Annotated in this window: 13 protein-coding genes; 4 read left to right on the top strand and 9 right to left on the bottom strand. The window is 71.9% G+C overall.

The annotated features are described in order from the left end of the window. Window positions 1-26 precede the first annotated feature (26 nt). From G6W55_RS07140 to G6W55_RS07100, 9 genes are all read right to left on the bottom strand, one after another. Window positions 27-965, bottom strand: coding sequence for a glutaminase (locus G6W55_RS07140; RefSeq protein ID WP_175519926.1), 939 nt, complete (start codon window positions 963-965; stop codon window positions 27-29). Window positions 966-1,004: 39 nt separating this feature from the next. Further along, a complete protein-coding gene (locus G6W55_RS07135) occupies window positions 1,005-2,033 on the bottom strand; it encodes an asparaginase (protein ID WP_175519925.1) in 1,029 nt (342 codons plus the stop codon). Then, window positions 2,033-2,707, bottom strand: a complete 675-nt coding sequence (locus tag G6W55_RS07130) for a FadR/GntR family transcriptional regulator (RefSeq protein WP_175519974.1) — start codon at window positions 2,705-2,707, stop codon at window positions 2,033-2,035. The genes G6W55_RS07135 and G6W55_RS07130 overlap by 1 nt, the downstream gene beginning before the upstream one ends. Before the next feature lie 149 nt (window positions 2,708-2,856). Beyond that, a complete protein-coding gene (locus G6W55_RS07125; protein ID WP_175519924.1) occupies window positions 2,857-3,696 on the bottom strand; it encodes an undecaprenyl-diphosphate phosphatase in 840 nt (279 codons plus the stop codon). A 108-nt stretch (window positions 3,697-3,804) separates the two neighbouring features. Beyond that, window positions 3,805-3,993, bottom strand: coding sequence for a hypothetical protein (locus G6W55_RS07120; protein ID WP_175519923.1), 189 nt, complete (start codon window positions 3,991-3,993; stop codon window positions 3,805-3,807). 75 nt (window positions 3,994-4,068) lie between these two features. Continuing rightward, on the bottom strand, window positions 4,069-5,046 hold the full coding sequence (locus G6W55_RS07115) for an SMP-30/gluconolactonase/LRE family protein (protein ID WP_175519922.1): 978 nt from the start codon (window positions 5,044-5,046) through the stop codon (window positions 4,069-4,071). Between the two features lie 188 nt (window positions 5,047-5,234). Beyond that, window positions 5,235-5,522 carry a hypothetical protein gene (locus G6W55_RS07110; protein WP_030787217.1) on the bottom strand — a complete coding sequence of 96 codons (288 nt, stop codon included), beginning with the start codon at window positions 5,520-5,522 and terminating at the stop codon, window positions 5,235-5,237. 194 nt (window positions 5,523-5,716) lie between these two features. Continuing rightward, on the bottom strand, window positions 5,717-7,291 hold the full coding sequence (locus G6W55_RS07105) for an arabinogalactan endo-1,4-beta-galactosidase (protein ID WP_175519921.1): 1,575 nt from the start codon (window positions 7,289-7,291) through the stop codon (window positions 5,717-5,719). A gap of 150 nt (window positions 7,292-7,441) precedes the next feature. Beyond that, the gene (locus G6W55_RS07100; protein ID WP_175519920.1) at window positions 7,442-9,475 is read right to left on the bottom strand and encodes a beta-galactosidase; all 2,034 of its coding nucleotides are present in this window, start codon (window positions 9,473-9,475) and stop codon (window positions 7,442-7,444) included. Window positions 9,476-9,705: 230 nt separating this feature from the next. On the opposite strand from G6W55_RS07100, the gene G6W55_RS38495 reads away from it, so the two are divergent. From G6W55_RS38495 to G6W55_RS07080, 4 genes are read left to right on the top strand one after another with little or no spacing between them, the layout of a single operon-like run. After that, on the top strand, window positions 9,706-11,022 hold the full coding sequence (locus G6W55_RS38495; RefSeq protein WP_175519919.1) for an extracellular solute-binding protein: 1,317 nt from the start codon (window positions 9,706-9,708) through the stop codon (window positions 11,020-11,022). Next, the gene (locus tag G6W55_RS07090) at window positions 11,019-11,954 is read left to right on the top strand and encodes a carbohydrate ABC transporter permease (RefSeq protein ID WP_175519918.1); all 936 of its coding nucleotides are present in this window, start codon (window positions 11,019-11,021) and stop codon (window positions 11,952-11,954) included. The genes G6W55_RS38495 and G6W55_RS07090 overlap by 4 nt, the downstream gene beginning before the upstream one ends. Then, window positions 11,951-12,856: a carbohydrate ABC transporter permease gene (locus G6W55_RS07085; RefSeq protein ID WP_175519917.1), complete on the top strand. Its 906-nt coding sequence runs from the start codon at window positions 11,951-11,953 to the stop codon at window positions 12,854-12,856. The genes G6W55_RS07090 and G6W55_RS07085 overlap by 4 nt, the downstream gene beginning before the upstream one ends. Then, window positions 12,853-13,887 (top strand): LacI family DNA-binding transcriptional regulator, encoded by a 1,035-nt coding sequence (locus tag G6W55_RS07080; RefSeq protein ID WP_175519916.1) that lies wholly within the window; start codon window positions 12,853-12,855, stop codon window positions 13,885-13,887. The genes G6W55_RS07085 and G6W55_RS07080 overlap by 4 nt, the downstream gene beginning before the upstream one ends. Window positions 13,888-14,014 lie beyond the last annotated feature (127 nt).

The raw sequence follows: 14,014 nt of genomic DNA, 5'->3' as shown, positions 1-14,014 counted from the left end.
ATTTAACCGGTGGGTAGGGCCCGGGCTCAGAACACCGAAAGACCCGTCAGCGTCGTGAAGCGGTCCAGGGCCGCCACCCCGGCCACCGAGTTGCCGCGTTCGTCGAGGCCGGGGCTCCAGACGCACAGGGTGCAGCGGCCGGGGACGACGGCGATGATGCCGCCTCCTACGCCGCTCTTGCCGGGCAGGCCGACGCGGTAGGCGAAGTCGCCGGCCGCGTCGTAGGTGCCGCAGGTGAGCATCACCGCGTTGACCTGCTTGGCCTGGCTGCGGGTGAGGAGGCGGGTGCCGTCGGCACGGACGCCGTGCCGGGCGAGGAAGCCGGTGGCCAGGGCGAGGTCGGCGCAGGACGCGGTGAGCGAGCACTGCCGGAAGTACTGGTCGAGCAGCCCGGGGACGGGGTTGCCGATGTTGCCGTAGGAGGCCATGAAGTGGGCGAGCGCGGCATTGCGGTCGCCGTGCGCGGTCTCGGAGGCGGCGACCTCCTCGTCGAAGGTCAGCTCCGGGTTGCCGCTCTCGGTGCGCAGGAAGTCGAGGAGCGCGCCGGACGCGTCGCCGGTTCGGGTGTGCAGCCGGTCGGTGACGACGAGGGCGCCCGCGTTGATGAAGGGGTTGCGCGGGATGCCGTGCTCGTACTCCAGTTGCACCAGCGAGTTGAAGGGGTTGCCGGAGGGCTCGCGGCCCACGTGCTCCCACAGCGCGTCGCCCTCGCGGGCCAGGTCCAGGGCGAGGGTGAAGACCTTGGTGATGGACTGGGTGGAGAACGGCTCGCGCCAGTCCCCCACCCCGTACACCGTGCCGTCCAGTTCGGCGACGGCCATGCCGAAGCGGCGAGGGTCGCGGGCGGCCAGTGCCGGGATGTAGTCGGCGGGGCGGCCGCGGCCGGGGGTGTGCTCCAGTTCCTCGGCGATGCGCTCCAGGACCGGCTGGAAGGCGAAGGACGACGTCGTTGCCATGATCACCATTGTGCCTCCGGTCGCTCCGGGATCCGTGGGCCGCTGTCCTCAGGCGCAGGCCCGTACCGGGGCCGGGACCGGGACCGGGTCCAGCGTGCGGGCCGGGCGGACCGCGCCGACCGGTGCGCCGCCGCCGAGCAGCGGCTCGCCGGCGAACTCGGTGAGGAGGGCCGGGTCGACGCCGGCCCGGACGAGGGCGGCCGCGGTGACCGGTATCCGGGCCCGGTTCGCGCCGTCGGAGATCTTGACGGCGACGGCGCGGCCGTCCGGGAGGGCGGCGACCTCGACGCCCTCGAAGCCGTCCTTGGCGAGCAGGCCGGGGACGGCCCGCATCAGGGCGGCCACGTCCCGGCCGGTGCCGGAGGCGGTCTCGGCGTGGTCGCGCATCGCGTCGGCGACCCGGGCCTCGGGGGTGCCGGGCGCCGCCGTGGTGATGCGGGCGGCGGCGCGGGCGAGGCCGTGCAGGGAGACCGCGAAGAGCGGGGCGCCGCAGCCGTCGACGGTGACCCGGGACGTCCGCTGCCCGGTGAGGTCCTCGACGATCTCGGCGATCGCCTGCTGGAGCGGGTGCGCCGGGTCGAGGTAGTCGTGCAGGGACCAGCCGTTGAGCCGGCAGGTGTACAGCATGGCGGCGTGCTTGCCGGAGCAGTTCTGGGCGAGCCGGGAGGCGGGGCGGCCGGCGCGGATCCACGCGTCGCGCTGGGCGGCGCCGTACGGCAGGTCGGGAACGTTGCGCAGGTCGTCCTCGGTGAGGCCGGCCAGGGCGAGGATACGGCGGGCCGCGTCGAGGTGGTGGTCCTCGCCGGAGTGGCTGGCGGCGGCGAGGGAGAGCAGCTCGCCGTCGAGGGGCAGCCCGGCGCGGACCATGGCGACGGCCTGGACGGGCTTGAGCGCCGAGCGCGGATAGAAGGCGGCCTCGATGTCGCCGAGCTGGAGCCGGACCTCGCCGCGCTCGCCGAGGACGACGACGGAGCCGTAGTGGATGCCCTCGGTCACCCCGCCGCGGACGAGGTGGGCGACGGGCGCGTGGAGGGGCTCGCGGATCGCGGGGGCGTCGGCGAGGGTGCTGTCGTACATCATTGCCTGTGTCCGTGGGGGGTGGTGCTCGTGCCGGGGGTGCGCACGATGTCGGTGAGGGTGGTCTCGACGCGGTCGAGGTGGTGGCTCATCGCGGCGACCGCGTCGGCCTCGGAGCCGTCGGTCAGCGCCTCGACGATCGCCCGGTGTTCGCGGTTGGACTGCTCGCGGCGGCCGCCCAGTTCGGTGAGGAAGGCGGACTGGCGGGCCAGCGCGTCCCGGATCTCCTCGATGACCCGGCGGAAGACCGGGTTCTGGGCGGCCTCGGCGACGGCCAGGTGGAAGAGGGTGTCCATCGCGACCCACGCGGTGGTGTCCGTCTCCCGCTCCATGCGGTCGAGCAGATGCGCGAGGTGGTCGAGGTTCTCCGGGGTGCGGCGGAGCGCCGCGTATCCGGCGACCGGGATCTCGACGTGGCGGCGCACCTCCATCAGGTCGCTGGCCGCGTAGTCGCCGAAGGTCGGGTCCTCCACGGTGTTCGCGATCACGAACGTGCCCTTGCCGGTCTTGGCGACGGTCAGGCCCATGGTCTGGAGGGCGCGCAGCGCCTCGCGCAGCACGGGCCGGGACACCTCGAGGGTGCGGCACAGCTCCGCCTCGGAGGGGAGCTTGTCCCCGATGGCGTAGGTGCCGCGCTCGATGGCGCCGCGCAGGTGGGTGAGGACCGCTTCCATGGCGCTGACGCGCCGCGGGCCCGACACACCTGTCTGGCTGTCTGACAGGTTCACGAGTGTGATGGTCAGGGCGGCGCCGGGTTCCTGTCAAGACGGGCAGGGGGCCGGGAGCCCGGCGGGGCTCCCGGCCGAGGCGTGTGCGGGTCGGGTCAGCTCTCCAGGACGCCCGTGCCCAGCAGCCCGAACAGCGCGAGACCGATGACGATCCGGTAGATCACGAACGCGTTGAAGGTGTGCTTGGCCACGAACTTCAGCAGCCAGGCGATGGAGGCGTAGGCCACGACGAAGGAGACCAGCGTGCCCACGGCGAGCGGGGCCGCCGACCCCGCCCCGGTGCCGAGCGCGTCCTTCAGCTCGTACAGGCCGGCGCCGGTCAGGGCGGGGATGCCGAGGAAGAACGACAGCCGGGTGGCCGCGACCCGGTCCAGGTCCAGCATGAGCGCGGTGGACATGGTGGCGCCGGAGCGGGAGAAGCCGGGGAAGAGCAGCGCGAGGATCTGGGAGCTGCCGACCAGCATGGCGTCCTTGAACGAGGTGTCGTCCTCGCCGCGCTTGTGCCGGCCCATCCGGTCGGCGGCCCACATCACACCGCTGCCCGCGATCAGCGATCCGGCGACCACCCAGAGGGAGGCGAGCGGTCCTTCGATGAGCGGCTTGGCGGCCAGGCCGACGGCGACGATCGGCAGGGTCGCCCAGATCACCCACCAGCCGAACTTGTAGTCGTGGTGGACGCGCTCCTCGCGGTCGCGCAGGCCGCGGAACCAGGCGGAGACGATCCGCGCGATGTCCTTGCGGAAGTAGACCAGTACGGCGGCGATGGCCCCGACCTGGATGACGGCCGAGAAGCCGACGACGGCGTCGTCGTCGACGGGGATGCCCATCAGGCCCTCGGTGATCTTCAGATGGCCGGTGGAGGAGACGGGGAGGAACTCGGTCACTCCCTCGACGGCTCCGAGGACGACGGCTTGGCCGACGGAGATGGCGCTCATGGAATCCAGTTCTGACGAGAGCGGAGACCGTGACGTCTCCAGTGGTCTGCGGGCGGGGAGCCGGGGCGGGACGAGCAGTCCCACCGGGCGCGGGTGCGGCCGGGCCGGTTACGGCCGGACCGCCTGGCCTATGGCCACCCCGGCGGACGCGGTCCCCAAGCCCGGCGGCCGTCGCGAGCCGGTGGGGGTGCCGAGCGTGCCGCCGACGGCCACCACGGCGACCACCGGGCGGGGTCCCGTCCCGGGCGGCCGCCGGACGGCCCCGGCGCGGAGGCTCCCGGCCTCCGGGGAAGTCATGTCGTACGTCTCCTGCCTGCGACCGGTGGTGCCCGGTGCGGGTGATCACGGCTGGTCACAGGGTAGCGCCGGGGTTCACCCGTGGCGTTTGCCCTCGGGTGCGGCGCACACCGCGATACCGCGTTCGTGGAGGCTGCCGAGGACCAGCAGGCCGCCGGTCTCGCACACGCTGGTGACCATGCGGAAGCCGGAGCGGCGGCGGGTGAGGTGGTGCAGGACGTGCCCGTCGTCGTCGACGGCGAGCACCCCGGCCCAGGCCGCGGGCCGGTAGGGCGCGCGTACGGCGATCCGGGCCGCGGCGCGCCGGACGCCGGGGCCGGCGCGGTGCAGGAGGTCGAGGGCGGGGACGCGCGGGCCGGCCAGGGCGACCCAGACCGGGCCGTCGGGGGCGCCGCGCCACAGGTTGTCCGGGTAGCCGGGCAGGTTCTCGACGAGGGGTTCGGCGTGTCCGGCGCGCGGGCCGGTGAGATGGAAGCGGGTGAGGCGGCGGGCGCCGGTCTCGGCGACGATCAGGCTGCGGTCGTCGGCGCCGCGGACCAGTCCGTTGGCGAACTGGAGCCCCTCCAGGACGACTTCGGCCTCGGTGGCGCCGGGGGTGAGGCGCAACAGCCGTCCGGTGCCGGTGTGTTCGGCCATGTCGCCCATCCAGTCGCGCAGCGGGTGGACGCGGCTGGAGACGGTGAAGTAGACGGTGCCGTCGGGCAGGGCGACGACGTTGCTACAGAACCGCAGCCGCTCCCCCGCCGCCGACTCGGTCAGGACACGGACGTTCCCGGTGCCGCCGTCGGGGTCGACGCGCAGCAGGGCGCCCTCGGCGTCGCACACCAACAGGTCGCCGTCGGGGAGGAGTTCGAGGCCGAGCGGGCGGCCGCCGATCTCGGCTATGTGCTCGACGCGGGCGCCCGGCGGATCGTCCAGGCCGTCGACGCGCACGATCCGTCCGTCCGCCAGACCGGTCAGGACGCGGCCCCGGGGGTCGGCGACGACGTCCTCGGGGCCGTGTCCGGGGAGGCTGACGTACCTGAGCGGGACGAGTGCCGTCCGCGGGTCCATGGAGTTCCGCCCTTCCTGGAGGAGGCGGCCATCCTCGCAGGCGGGAGCGGGCACGTCGGGGGATAACCGGGCTCCTTTGCCGTCACTTTCCGCAACCGGGGCCGCGTCACTTTCCGCAACCGGGGCCGCGTCGTTTTCCGCGACCGGGGCCGGGTCCGCGTCCCACGGCGCCGCCGGTCCGGTGTCCGCTACCAGCCCTTCTCGAACATGCGGGCCACCTCGGCGATGCGCATCTCGTCGCGCCGGTAGTAGAGACGCCGGCGGATCCGGGTGGCGCGCAGCAGGCCGAGGCCGGTGAGCAGGGCGAGATGGGTGTCGGCGACCTCGCGGCGCACCCCCAGTTTGGCGGCGACGGCGGCCGCCGGTACGCCGTCCTCGACGGGGTCGGCGCGACGCTGCGGCGGGAAGTGCCGGGCCGGTTCCTTCAGCCACTCCAGGATGTCGAGCCGCCGCTCGCCTGCGGGCGTCCTGAGCATCGTCGTCCCCTCCGTCCGGGCCTCCTCGGTACCGCGTCCTCCCACTGTTCCGCAGCGGGAGCCGCCGTGTCCCGGACTCGGCGACGCTTGACTGGGATCGAACTCCCTTGCCCTACACGGGTGTTCGAAAGAGGGGCAGGCCCCGGCCGCGCGGTGCGGCCGGGGCCCGGGCCGTCATCGGCGCCGGCGGGATGTCAGCGGTGGCCGAACCACGCCATCGCGGGCAGCGGCCTGTCGTCGTAGCCGAACAGGGCCTGGTTCTCCCAGCCGTTGCCCGAGGAGGCGTCGGTGGGGTCCCAGCCGTTGCCGTTCACCGCGGTCCAGGTGGCCTCCCAGTAGAAGACGCCGAGACCGCGGCCGTTCGGGACCGCCTCCACGATGTTCGCGACGGCGTTCATCCAGGCGAGCTGCCCGGCCGTGGTCGCCGGGTAGCCGGAGACCAGTTCGCCGCTCAGATCGATGATGTTCTCCAGCGCGTCCTCGCTGTCCAGCCGGAACGGGTAGGCCGTCTCGGCGAGGAACACCGGCTTGGCGTAGCGGGCGGCCGCGTCGTCCAGCGTGGTCTGGAAGTCGGCGAGCGTGCCGTGCCAGTAGCCGTAGTACGACAGCCCGATCGCGTCGAACTTCACGCCGTTGGCGACGGCGTTGTCGAACCACCAGCGGGTGCCGGTCAGATCGCCGCCCTTGGCAAGGTGCAGGGCGACGGAGGTGGAGGAGCTGACCGCCTTCACCGCGTCATAGCCGGAGTTGAGCAGCCCGGCCAGTTGGCCCCAGTTAGCGGTGGAGCCCTCGGACCACAGCATGCCGCCGTTGATCTCGTTGCCCACCTGGACCATGTCGGCCGTGGTGCCCTGTGCCTTGAGGGCGTTGAGCACGTCGTAGGTGTGGTGGTAGACGTCCGTCTTGAGCTGGCTGTACGAATGGCCCGCCCAGGCGGCCGGCTTGGCCTGGGCGCCGGGGTCGGCCCAGGTGTCCGAGTAGTGGAAGTCGACCAGGAGCTTCTGTCCCGCGGCCTTGACACGCTTGGCCACGGCGAGGACGCGTGCCTTGTTGTTGTAGCCGTCGGCCGGGTTCACCCACACCTTGAGGCGGGCGTAGTTCATGCCGGCGTTCTTGAGGATGGTGACCGCGTCGCCGGTGGCGCCCGAACTCGTGCGGTAGACACCGCCCTTGGCCTCGCTCTTGGCCAGGGACGATATGTCGGCGCCCTTGACCGTCAGTCCGGCGGTGCCGGCGGCGAAGGTCAGGTCGTCGACGTTGAGCCAGTTGCCCGCGTTGGCGTCGCTGGTGACGCTGATCGTGCACTGGTTGTTCGTCACCGTGACCGGGACGACGACACGGATCCAGCCGCTCGCCGACACCGGCAGGTCGGTGCGCTGTTCGGCGCCGCCGCAGTTCTTCAGCGCCAGATAGGCGGAGTTCTGGCCGCCGCCGGAACGGACCCAGGCGGTGAGCTTGTAGGAGCCGTTGGTGAGCCCGGAGAGGTACTGGTAGGTCTCCACCTTGTAGGCGGTGGACGCCCAGTGGGACAGGCGGTAACTGCCGCCGTGGCCACCGGACTCGGAGAAGGAGGCGCCCGTGTCGCCGTACTCCGACCAGCCGTTGGGCACGGCCGCCCCGGCGCCGTCGCTCTCGAAGCCGCCGTTGGTCAGGGTGCTCGCCGCCTGGGCGGTCTGCGCGGGCAGTGCGGTGAGGGCGAGCCCCGCGGTGAGCGGGAGCAGCAGGGCTCGCAGGATGTGTCCGGTGTGGAACCGTCTGGGATGGAACATCGTCGTCCGTCGTCCCTTCGACGTGATGGGTGGGGTGTCCTCGCCCGGAGCCGAAGGCCCGCGTCGGGCGAAGGCCCGCGAGAGCCTCGCCCGGGGCGAGGGCCCCCTCCGTCCGCGGCTCGCGGCTCCACGGGCGGAGGGGGAGTCGGCTCAGCCGTCGAGTCGTACGACCCGTACGGCTCCCGCCGGGACCGCGAGGCGGCCGGCGGCGCGTTCGCCCGTCAGCAGCTCGGTGCCGGCCGTGGCCAGCGGCACCTTGGTGTCGGCGGCGGTGTGGTTGATCGCGAAGAGATAGCGGCCGCTCTCCCCCGAGCGCACCACGACCTCGACGTCCCGGGGCAGTTCGGCGCGCTGGGCGAGCCGCGTGTCGGCGGCGGCCCGGCCGAGCAGCGCGTCCAGGCCCTCGGCGCCCAGGCGGGTGGAGACGTACCAGGCGGTGCCCTCGCCGAGGCGGTGCCGGGTGACCGCGGGCTGTCCGGCGGTGAGACCGTCGGCGTAGGTCCAGACGGTCTCGGCGCCGCGCGGCACCACGAACTCCGTCCACACGTCACCGGTGCGCTCGGTGCCGTCGGGCCCGGTCAGACGCACGGATGCGCCGGCGGGGAGCGGGGAGAACTCCTCGACGGTCAGGCCCAGGACGTCGCGCAGCGCGCCCGGATAGGCGCCCTCGTGGACGGCGTCGTGCTCGTCGACGATGCCGGAGAAGAAGGAGACGACGAGGGTGCCGCCGTTCTCGACGTACTCCCGCAGGTTGTTCCCGGCCGCCTCCGTCATCAGGTACAGGGCGGGCACGACGACCAGCGGGTACGCCGACAGGTCGGACTCCGGGTGGGCGAAGTCGACGGTGAGATGGCGGTCGTAGAGCGCCTCGTAGAAGGCGTCGGCGCGCTCGCGCGGGTCGGCGTCCTGGCTGGGCCGCCAGTCGAGGTTCTGCGCCCACCAGGAGTGCCAGTCCCACAGGACGGCCACGTCGGCCTCGGTGCGGCTGCCGCGGATGTCGGCCAACGAGCCGAGCCCGGCGCCCAGTTCGACGACCTCGCGCCAGACGCGGGTGTCGGTCCCGCCGTGCGGGAGCATCGCCGAGTGGAACTTCTCGGCGCCGCGCCGGGACTGGCGCCACTGGAAGAACATCGCGCCCTCGGAGCCGCGCGCCACATGGGCGAGGGAGTTGCGGGCCATCTGTCCCGGCGCCTTGGCGGGGTTGCGGGGCTGCCAGTTGACGCCCGAGGTGGAGTGCTCCAGGAGCAGCCAGGGGGCGCCGCCGGCGACGGAGCGGGTGAGGTCGGCGGCCATCGCCAGGTTGACGTGGGTGCGGCGGCCGTCGGTGATCAGATAGTGGTCGTTGGTGACGAGGTCGACCTCGCGGCCCCAGGCCCAGTAGTCGACGGAGTCGCACTGGCTGAGGGCCGTCATGAAGTTGGTGGTGACCGGGACACCGGGTGCGAGCCGGTGCAGGATGTCCCGCTCCGCACAGAAGTTCTCGCGCATGGTGGCGTCGGCGAACCGCTTGTAGTCGAGCGCCTGGCCGGGGTTGCCGACGGTCGGTGTGGTGCGCGGCGGGAGGATGTCCTCGAAGCTCGGGTAGCGCTGGCCCCAGAAGGCGGTGCCCCAGGCGTCGTTCACCGCGTCGAGGCTGCCGTGGGTGGTCAGGAGCCAGCGGCGGAAGTGCGCGGCGCAGGAGTCGCAGTAGCAGGCGGAGACGGGGACGCCGTACTCGTTGTGGACGTGCCACATCGCGAGCGCCGGGTGGTCGCCGTAGCGCTCGGCGAGCCGGGTGGTGATGTTCGCGGCGGCCGCGCGGTAGTGGGTGTTGCTGTGGCAGATGGCGCCGCGGGAGCCGAACTCCAGGCGGACGCCGTCGGCCGTCACGGGCAGCGCGTCGGGGTGGGCGCGGTAGAACCAGACCGGCGGGACGACGGTGGGGGTGCCCAGGTCGACGCGGATGCCGTGCTCGTGCAGCAGGTCGATGATCCGGTCCAGCCAGCCGAAGTCGTAGACGCCGGGTGAGGGCTCCAGCAGGGCCCAGGAGAAGATCCCGACGCTCACCATCGTGACGCCGGCCTCCCGCATCAGCCGGACGTCCTCCGCCCAGACGCTCTCCGGCCACTGCTCGGGGTTGTAGTCCCCACCGAAGGCGAGCCGGGTGAGGCCCTTGGGTGCGGTCTCCGGCGTGGTCTCCGGCATGAAAATCTCCCGTTGGGTCGAGCGTTTGGGAACGTGCACACACCGGTACGGCGCTGCGGAGCCCAACATAACCGCACAGCATCAACCATTGACAAGTGTCCGGGATGTTTCTCTACTGTGAACGCTCACAGAGAGCTTGACGGGCTTCCCGCGACGGGCGGGGCGCCTGGTCAGGCGTTCGCATGGCAGGTTTCCGCACCCGGCGGGGACCCAGGTCAGGGGAGAGATCCATGCCCAACACGAAGCGCCGTCGCCTCGTGGCTTCCGCCGTAGCCGTCACGCTCGGCGCCACCGCCCTCGCCGCCTGCGGCTCGTCCGACGACGGCGGCAGCTCGTCCGGTCCGGTCTCGCTCACGTACTGGACCTGGACGCCCGGTATGGACAAGGTCGTGGACCTGTGGAACAAGGGGCCCGGGAAGGAGGCCCGGATCACCGTCACGGTGAAGAAGCAGGCGTCCGGCGACACGCTGGTCACCAAGATCCTCACCGCGCACAAGGCGGGCAAGGCCCCGGACCTGGTCCAGGCCGAGTACCAGGCGCTGCCGACCCTGGTCAGCAATGACGCGCTGGCGGACATAGCGAAAGACGTCGGCGACGCGAAGAGCAAGTTCGCCGACGGCGTCTGGCAGCAGACCACGCTGGGCACGGACGCGGTGTACGCGGTGCCGCAGGACATCGGCCCGATGATGTTCTACTACCGCGCCGACCTCTTCGAGAAGTACGGCCTGACCGTCCCGGCGACCTGGGAGCAGTTCGCCGACACCGCCCGGGAGTTGAAGAAGAAGGCTCCGGACACCGACCTCACCACGTTCTCCGCCAACGACTCCGGGCTCTTCGCGGGCCTCGCCCAGCAGGCCGGCGCCCGCTGGTGGACCACGGAGGGCCAGAAGTGGAAGGTCGGCATCAACGACGCGGCCACAAAGAAGGTCGCCGACTTCTGGGGCGGCCTGGTGAAGGAGGGCGTGATCGACAACCAGCCGATGTACACCCCGGCCTGGAACAAGGCGCTCAACACCGGGCAGCAGATCGCCTGGGTCTCCGCCGTCTGGGCGCCCGGCACCCTCACCACCGCCGCGCCCGACACCAAGGGCAAGTGGGCCATGGCCCCGCTCCCCCAGTGGAGCAACAGCGAGAACGTGACCGGCAGTTGGGGCGGCTCCTCGACGGCCGTCACCACCGACTCCGCACACAAGGAGGCCGCCGCCGAGTTCGCCGCCTGGCTGAACACCGACGGCGACGCCCTCAACGCCCTGGCCAAGGAGAGCGGCATCTACCCGGCCTCCACCTCCGCCCAGCTCAGCGGCGCCTTCCTGACCCCGCCGGACTACTTCTCGACGCAGGCCGACTTCTACACCCTGGCCTCCGAGATCGCGAAGACGACGGCGCCCTCGGCCTGGGGCCCGAACGTCAACGTCGCCTACACCACCTTCAACGACGCGTTCGGCGCCGCCGCCAAGAACAAGTCCGACTTCTCCGCCGCCCTCGACACCATGCAGGCGGACACCGTCGCCGACCTGAAGAAGCAGGGCTTCGAGGTCTCCGAGTGACCAGCGCACGCCGGAGGTCGTACGGGGTCAAGGGGGCCCCGTACGCCTTCCTCCTCCCCGCCACCGTTCTGTTCGCCCTGTTCTTCGCGCTGCCCATCGGCTACGCGGTGTGGCTCAGCCTCCACAAGGTCAAGGTCTCCGGCCTCGGCCTGGGCGCCGGCGCCCGCAGCGAGGTCTGGGCCGGCCTGGAGAACTACACCGACTCCCTGACCGACCCCGAACTCCTCGCCGGCGCGCTGCGCGTGCTGGGCTACGGCTGCATCGTCGTCCCAGTGATGCTGGGCCTGGCCCTGCTGTTCGCGCTGATGCTGGACTCCGAGAAGGTGCGCCTCGCGCCGTTCACCCGGCTCGCGATCTTCCTGCCGTACGCCATCCCCGGCGTGGTGGCCGCGCTGCTGTGGGGCTTCCTCTACCTGCCGAGCGTCAGCCCCTTCTACTACGTCCTCGACGCGCTCGGCCTGCCGCAGCCCGACCTGCTGGACGGCGGTCCCCTCTACGGCGCCCTGTCCAACATCGCGATCTGGGGCGGCACCGGCTTCAACATGATCGTCATCTACACCTCGCTGCGGGCGATCCCGGCCGAGGTCCACGAGGCGGCCAAGCTGGACGGCGCCACCCCGCTCCAGACCGCGCTGCGCATCAAGATCCCGATGGTGGCGCCCTCGCTGGTGCTCACCTTCTTCTTCTCGATCATCGCGACGCTCCAGGTGTTCAACGAGCCGACCACCCTCAAGCCCCTCACCAACTCCGTGTCCACGACCTGGAGTCCGCTGATGAAGGTGTACCGGGACGCGTTCGGCACCGGGGACATCTACCGGGCGGCCGCCGAGGCCGTGATCATCGCCCTCGCCACGCTGGTGCTGTCCTTCGGCTTCCTGCGCGCCGCGAACCGGCGGAACCGGCAGGACGCCCGCCAAGGAGGGGCACGATGACTTCTCTCGCCGTACACGAGGCACCCGCGGCGACCGGAACGCCGGGCACCGCCCGCGGCCGGACGCCCCTACGCGGCCGGATCGCACTGGTCCCGACGGCCGTACTGCTGCTGGGCGCGCTCTACTGTCTCCTCCCGGTGGCCTGGGTGGTGATCGCCTCCACCAAGTCCGGCAGCGAGCTGTTCTCCACCTTCACCTTCCTGCCGGGCACCGGCTTCGCCGACAACATCCGTGATCTCGACGCCTACCGCGACGGCATCTACTGGCAGTGGATGGGCAATTCGGCCCTGTACGCCGTGCTCGGCGCCCTGCTGTCGACGTGCGTGTCCGCGGTGAGCGGCTTCGCGCTGGCCACCTACCGCTTCCGCGGCCGCGAGACGATGTTCAACATCCTGCTCGCCGGTGTGCTGATGCCGCCGATCATCCTCGCGATCCCGCAGTACCTGCTGCTCGCGCAGGCGGACCTCACGGACTCCTACTGGTCCGTGCTGCTGCCGCAGATCCTCTCCCCGTACGGCGTCTATCTCTCCCGCATCTACGCGGCCGCCGCCGTGCCGGGCGACGTGGTGGAGGCCGGCCGGATGGACGGGGCGGGCGAGTGGCGGATCTTCACGCGGATCGCGCTGCCGATGATGGTGCCCGGCCTGGTGACGGTGTTCCTGTTCCAGTTCGTGGCGATCTGGAACAACTTCCTGCTGCCGTACATCATGCTCAGCGACGACGAGCGGTTCCCGCTCACGCTCGGTCTGTTCACGCTCCTCGAACAGGGCTCCAACACCCCGGCGCTCTACACGCTGGTCATCACCGGCGCCTTCCTCGCGGTCGTCCCGCTCGTGGCTCTGTTCCTGGTCGTCCAGCGCTTCTGGAGCCTGGATCTGCTCTCCGGAGCCGTAAAGTCATGACCATGAACAAAGGTGCGGGGGGCCGCCGCAAACCGCCGACGATCCACGACGTGGCACGGGAGGCGGGGGTCTCACGAGGCACCGTGTCCCGGGTGCTCAACGGCGGGCACTACGTCAGTCCCACCGCGCGGGAGGCGGTCGACGCCGCCATCCGCAAGACGGGTTACGTCGTGAACCGGCACGCCCGCTCCCTGATCACCGGCCGCTCCGACTCGGTGGGCTTCCTGCTGACGGAACCGCAGGAGCGGTTCTTCGAGGACCCCAACTTCAATGTCCTGCTGCGTGGTTGCACCCAGGCGCTGGCCGCCCACGACATCCCGCTGCTGCTGATGCTGGCCGGGACCGAGGACGAACGGCGGCGCATCACGCGGTACATCACCGCGGGCCATGTCGACGGCGTCCTGCTGGTCTCCAGTCACTCCGGGGACCCGGTCGCCAGCGAGCTGCGCGAGGCGGGCGTCCCGCTGGTCGCCTGCGGCAAGCCCATCGGCATCGGCTCCAAGGTCAGCTATGTGGCCGCCGACGACCGGGACGGCGCCCGGGACATGGTGCGCCATCTGCTGGCCCGGGGCCGCCGCCGGATCGGGGTGGTCACCGGACCGCTGGACACCCCGGGCGGTGTGGAACGCCTCGCCGGATACCGGGAGGTGCTCACCGAGACCGGCACGCCCTACGACGACCGGCTCGTCGTCTCCGGCGATTACAGCCGGGCCAGCGGCGAGTCGGGCGCGGAGCGGCTGCTGGCGCAGGCCCCGGACCTGGACGCGGTGTTCGTCGCCTCCGACCTGATGGCCCAGGGGGTGCTGAGCGCGCTGCGGCGGGCGGGCCGCAGGGTGCCGGAGGACGTGGCGGTCGGCGGCTTCGACGACTCCCCGGCGGCCACCGCGGCCACCCCGCCCCTGACGACGATCCGCCAGCCCTGGGACCGGATCAGCAACGAGATGGTGCGTGTGCTGCTCGCCCAGATCGGCGGCGAGGACCCGGCGGCGGTGATCCTGCCGACGGAGCTGGTGCGGCGGGAGTCGACGTGAGGGGCGGGGGCGGAGGCGTCGGGCTCGGGGGCGGGTGGTTCCCTCGGCCGTATCGGTCAGGATCGAAGAAGCGGACCCCCGCTCCCCCGCCTTAGCGTGAGATCACCGACGCGCTCGGCGTCGGACC

The sequence above is a fragment of the Streptomyces sp. CAI-85 genome (genome assembly GCF_013363615.1).
Classification (GTDB): Bacteria; Actinomycetota; Actinomycetes; order Streptomycetales; family Streptomycetaceae; genus Streptomyces; species Streptomyces antibioticus_B.
This window is presented reverse-complemented; position numbering and strand designations above follow the sequence as displayed.

What these genes read in the sequence shown, in the direction of transcription:
- G6W55_RS07140 (WP_175519926.1), bottom strand. Translation starts at nt 965, where the DNA reads ATGGTGATCATGGCAACGACGTCGTCCTTCGCCTTCCAGCCGGTCCTG.
- G6W55_RS07135 (WP_175519925.1), bottom strand. Translation starts at nt 2,033, where the DNA reads ATGTACGACAGCACCCTCGCCGACGCCCCCGCGATCCGCGAGCCCCTC.
- G6W55_RS07130 (WP_175519974.1), bottom strand. Translation starts at nt 2,707, where the DNA reads ATGGAAGCGGTCCTCACCCACCTGCGCGGCGCCATCGAGCGCGGCACC.
- G6W55_RS07125 (WP_175519924.1), bottom strand. Translation starts at nt 3,696, where the DNA reads ATGAGCGCCATCTCCGTCGGCCAAGCCGTCGTCCTCGGAGCCGTCGAG.
- G6W55_RS07120 (WP_175519923.1), bottom strand. Translation starts at nt 3,993, where the DNA reads ATGACTTCCCCGGAGGCCGGGAGCCTCCGCGCCGGGGCCGTCCGGCGG.
- G6W55_RS07115 (WP_175519922.1), bottom strand. Translation starts at nt 5,046, where the DNA reads ATGGACCCGCGGACGGCACTCGTCCCGCTCAGGTACGTCAGCCTCCCC.
- G6W55_RS07110 (WP_030787217.1), bottom strand. Translation starts at nt 5,522, where the DNA reads ATGCTCAGGACGCCCGCAGGCGAGCGGCGGCTCGACATCCTGGAGTGG.
- G6W55_RS07105 (WP_175519921.1), bottom strand. Translation starts at nt 7,291, where the DNA reads ATGTTCCATCCCAGACGGTTCCACACCGGACACATCCTGCGAGCCCTG.
- G6W55_RS07100 (WP_175519920.1), bottom strand. Translation starts at nt 9,475, where the DNA reads ATGCCGGAGACCACGCCGGAGACCGCACCCAAGGGCCTCACCCGGCTC.
- G6W55_RS38495 (WP_175519919.1), top strand. Translation starts at nt 9,706, where the DNA reads ATGCCCAACACGAAGCGCCGTCGCCTCGTGGCTTCCGCCGTAGCCGTC.
- G6W55_RS07085 (WP_175519917.1), top strand. Translation starts at nt 11,951, where the DNA reads ATGACTTCTCTCGCCGTACACGAGGCACCCGCGGCGACCGGAACGCCG.
- G6W55_RS07080 (WP_175519916.1), top strand. Translation starts at nt 12,853, where the DNA reads ATGACCATGAACAAAGGTGCGGGGGGCCGCCGCAAACCGCCGACGATC.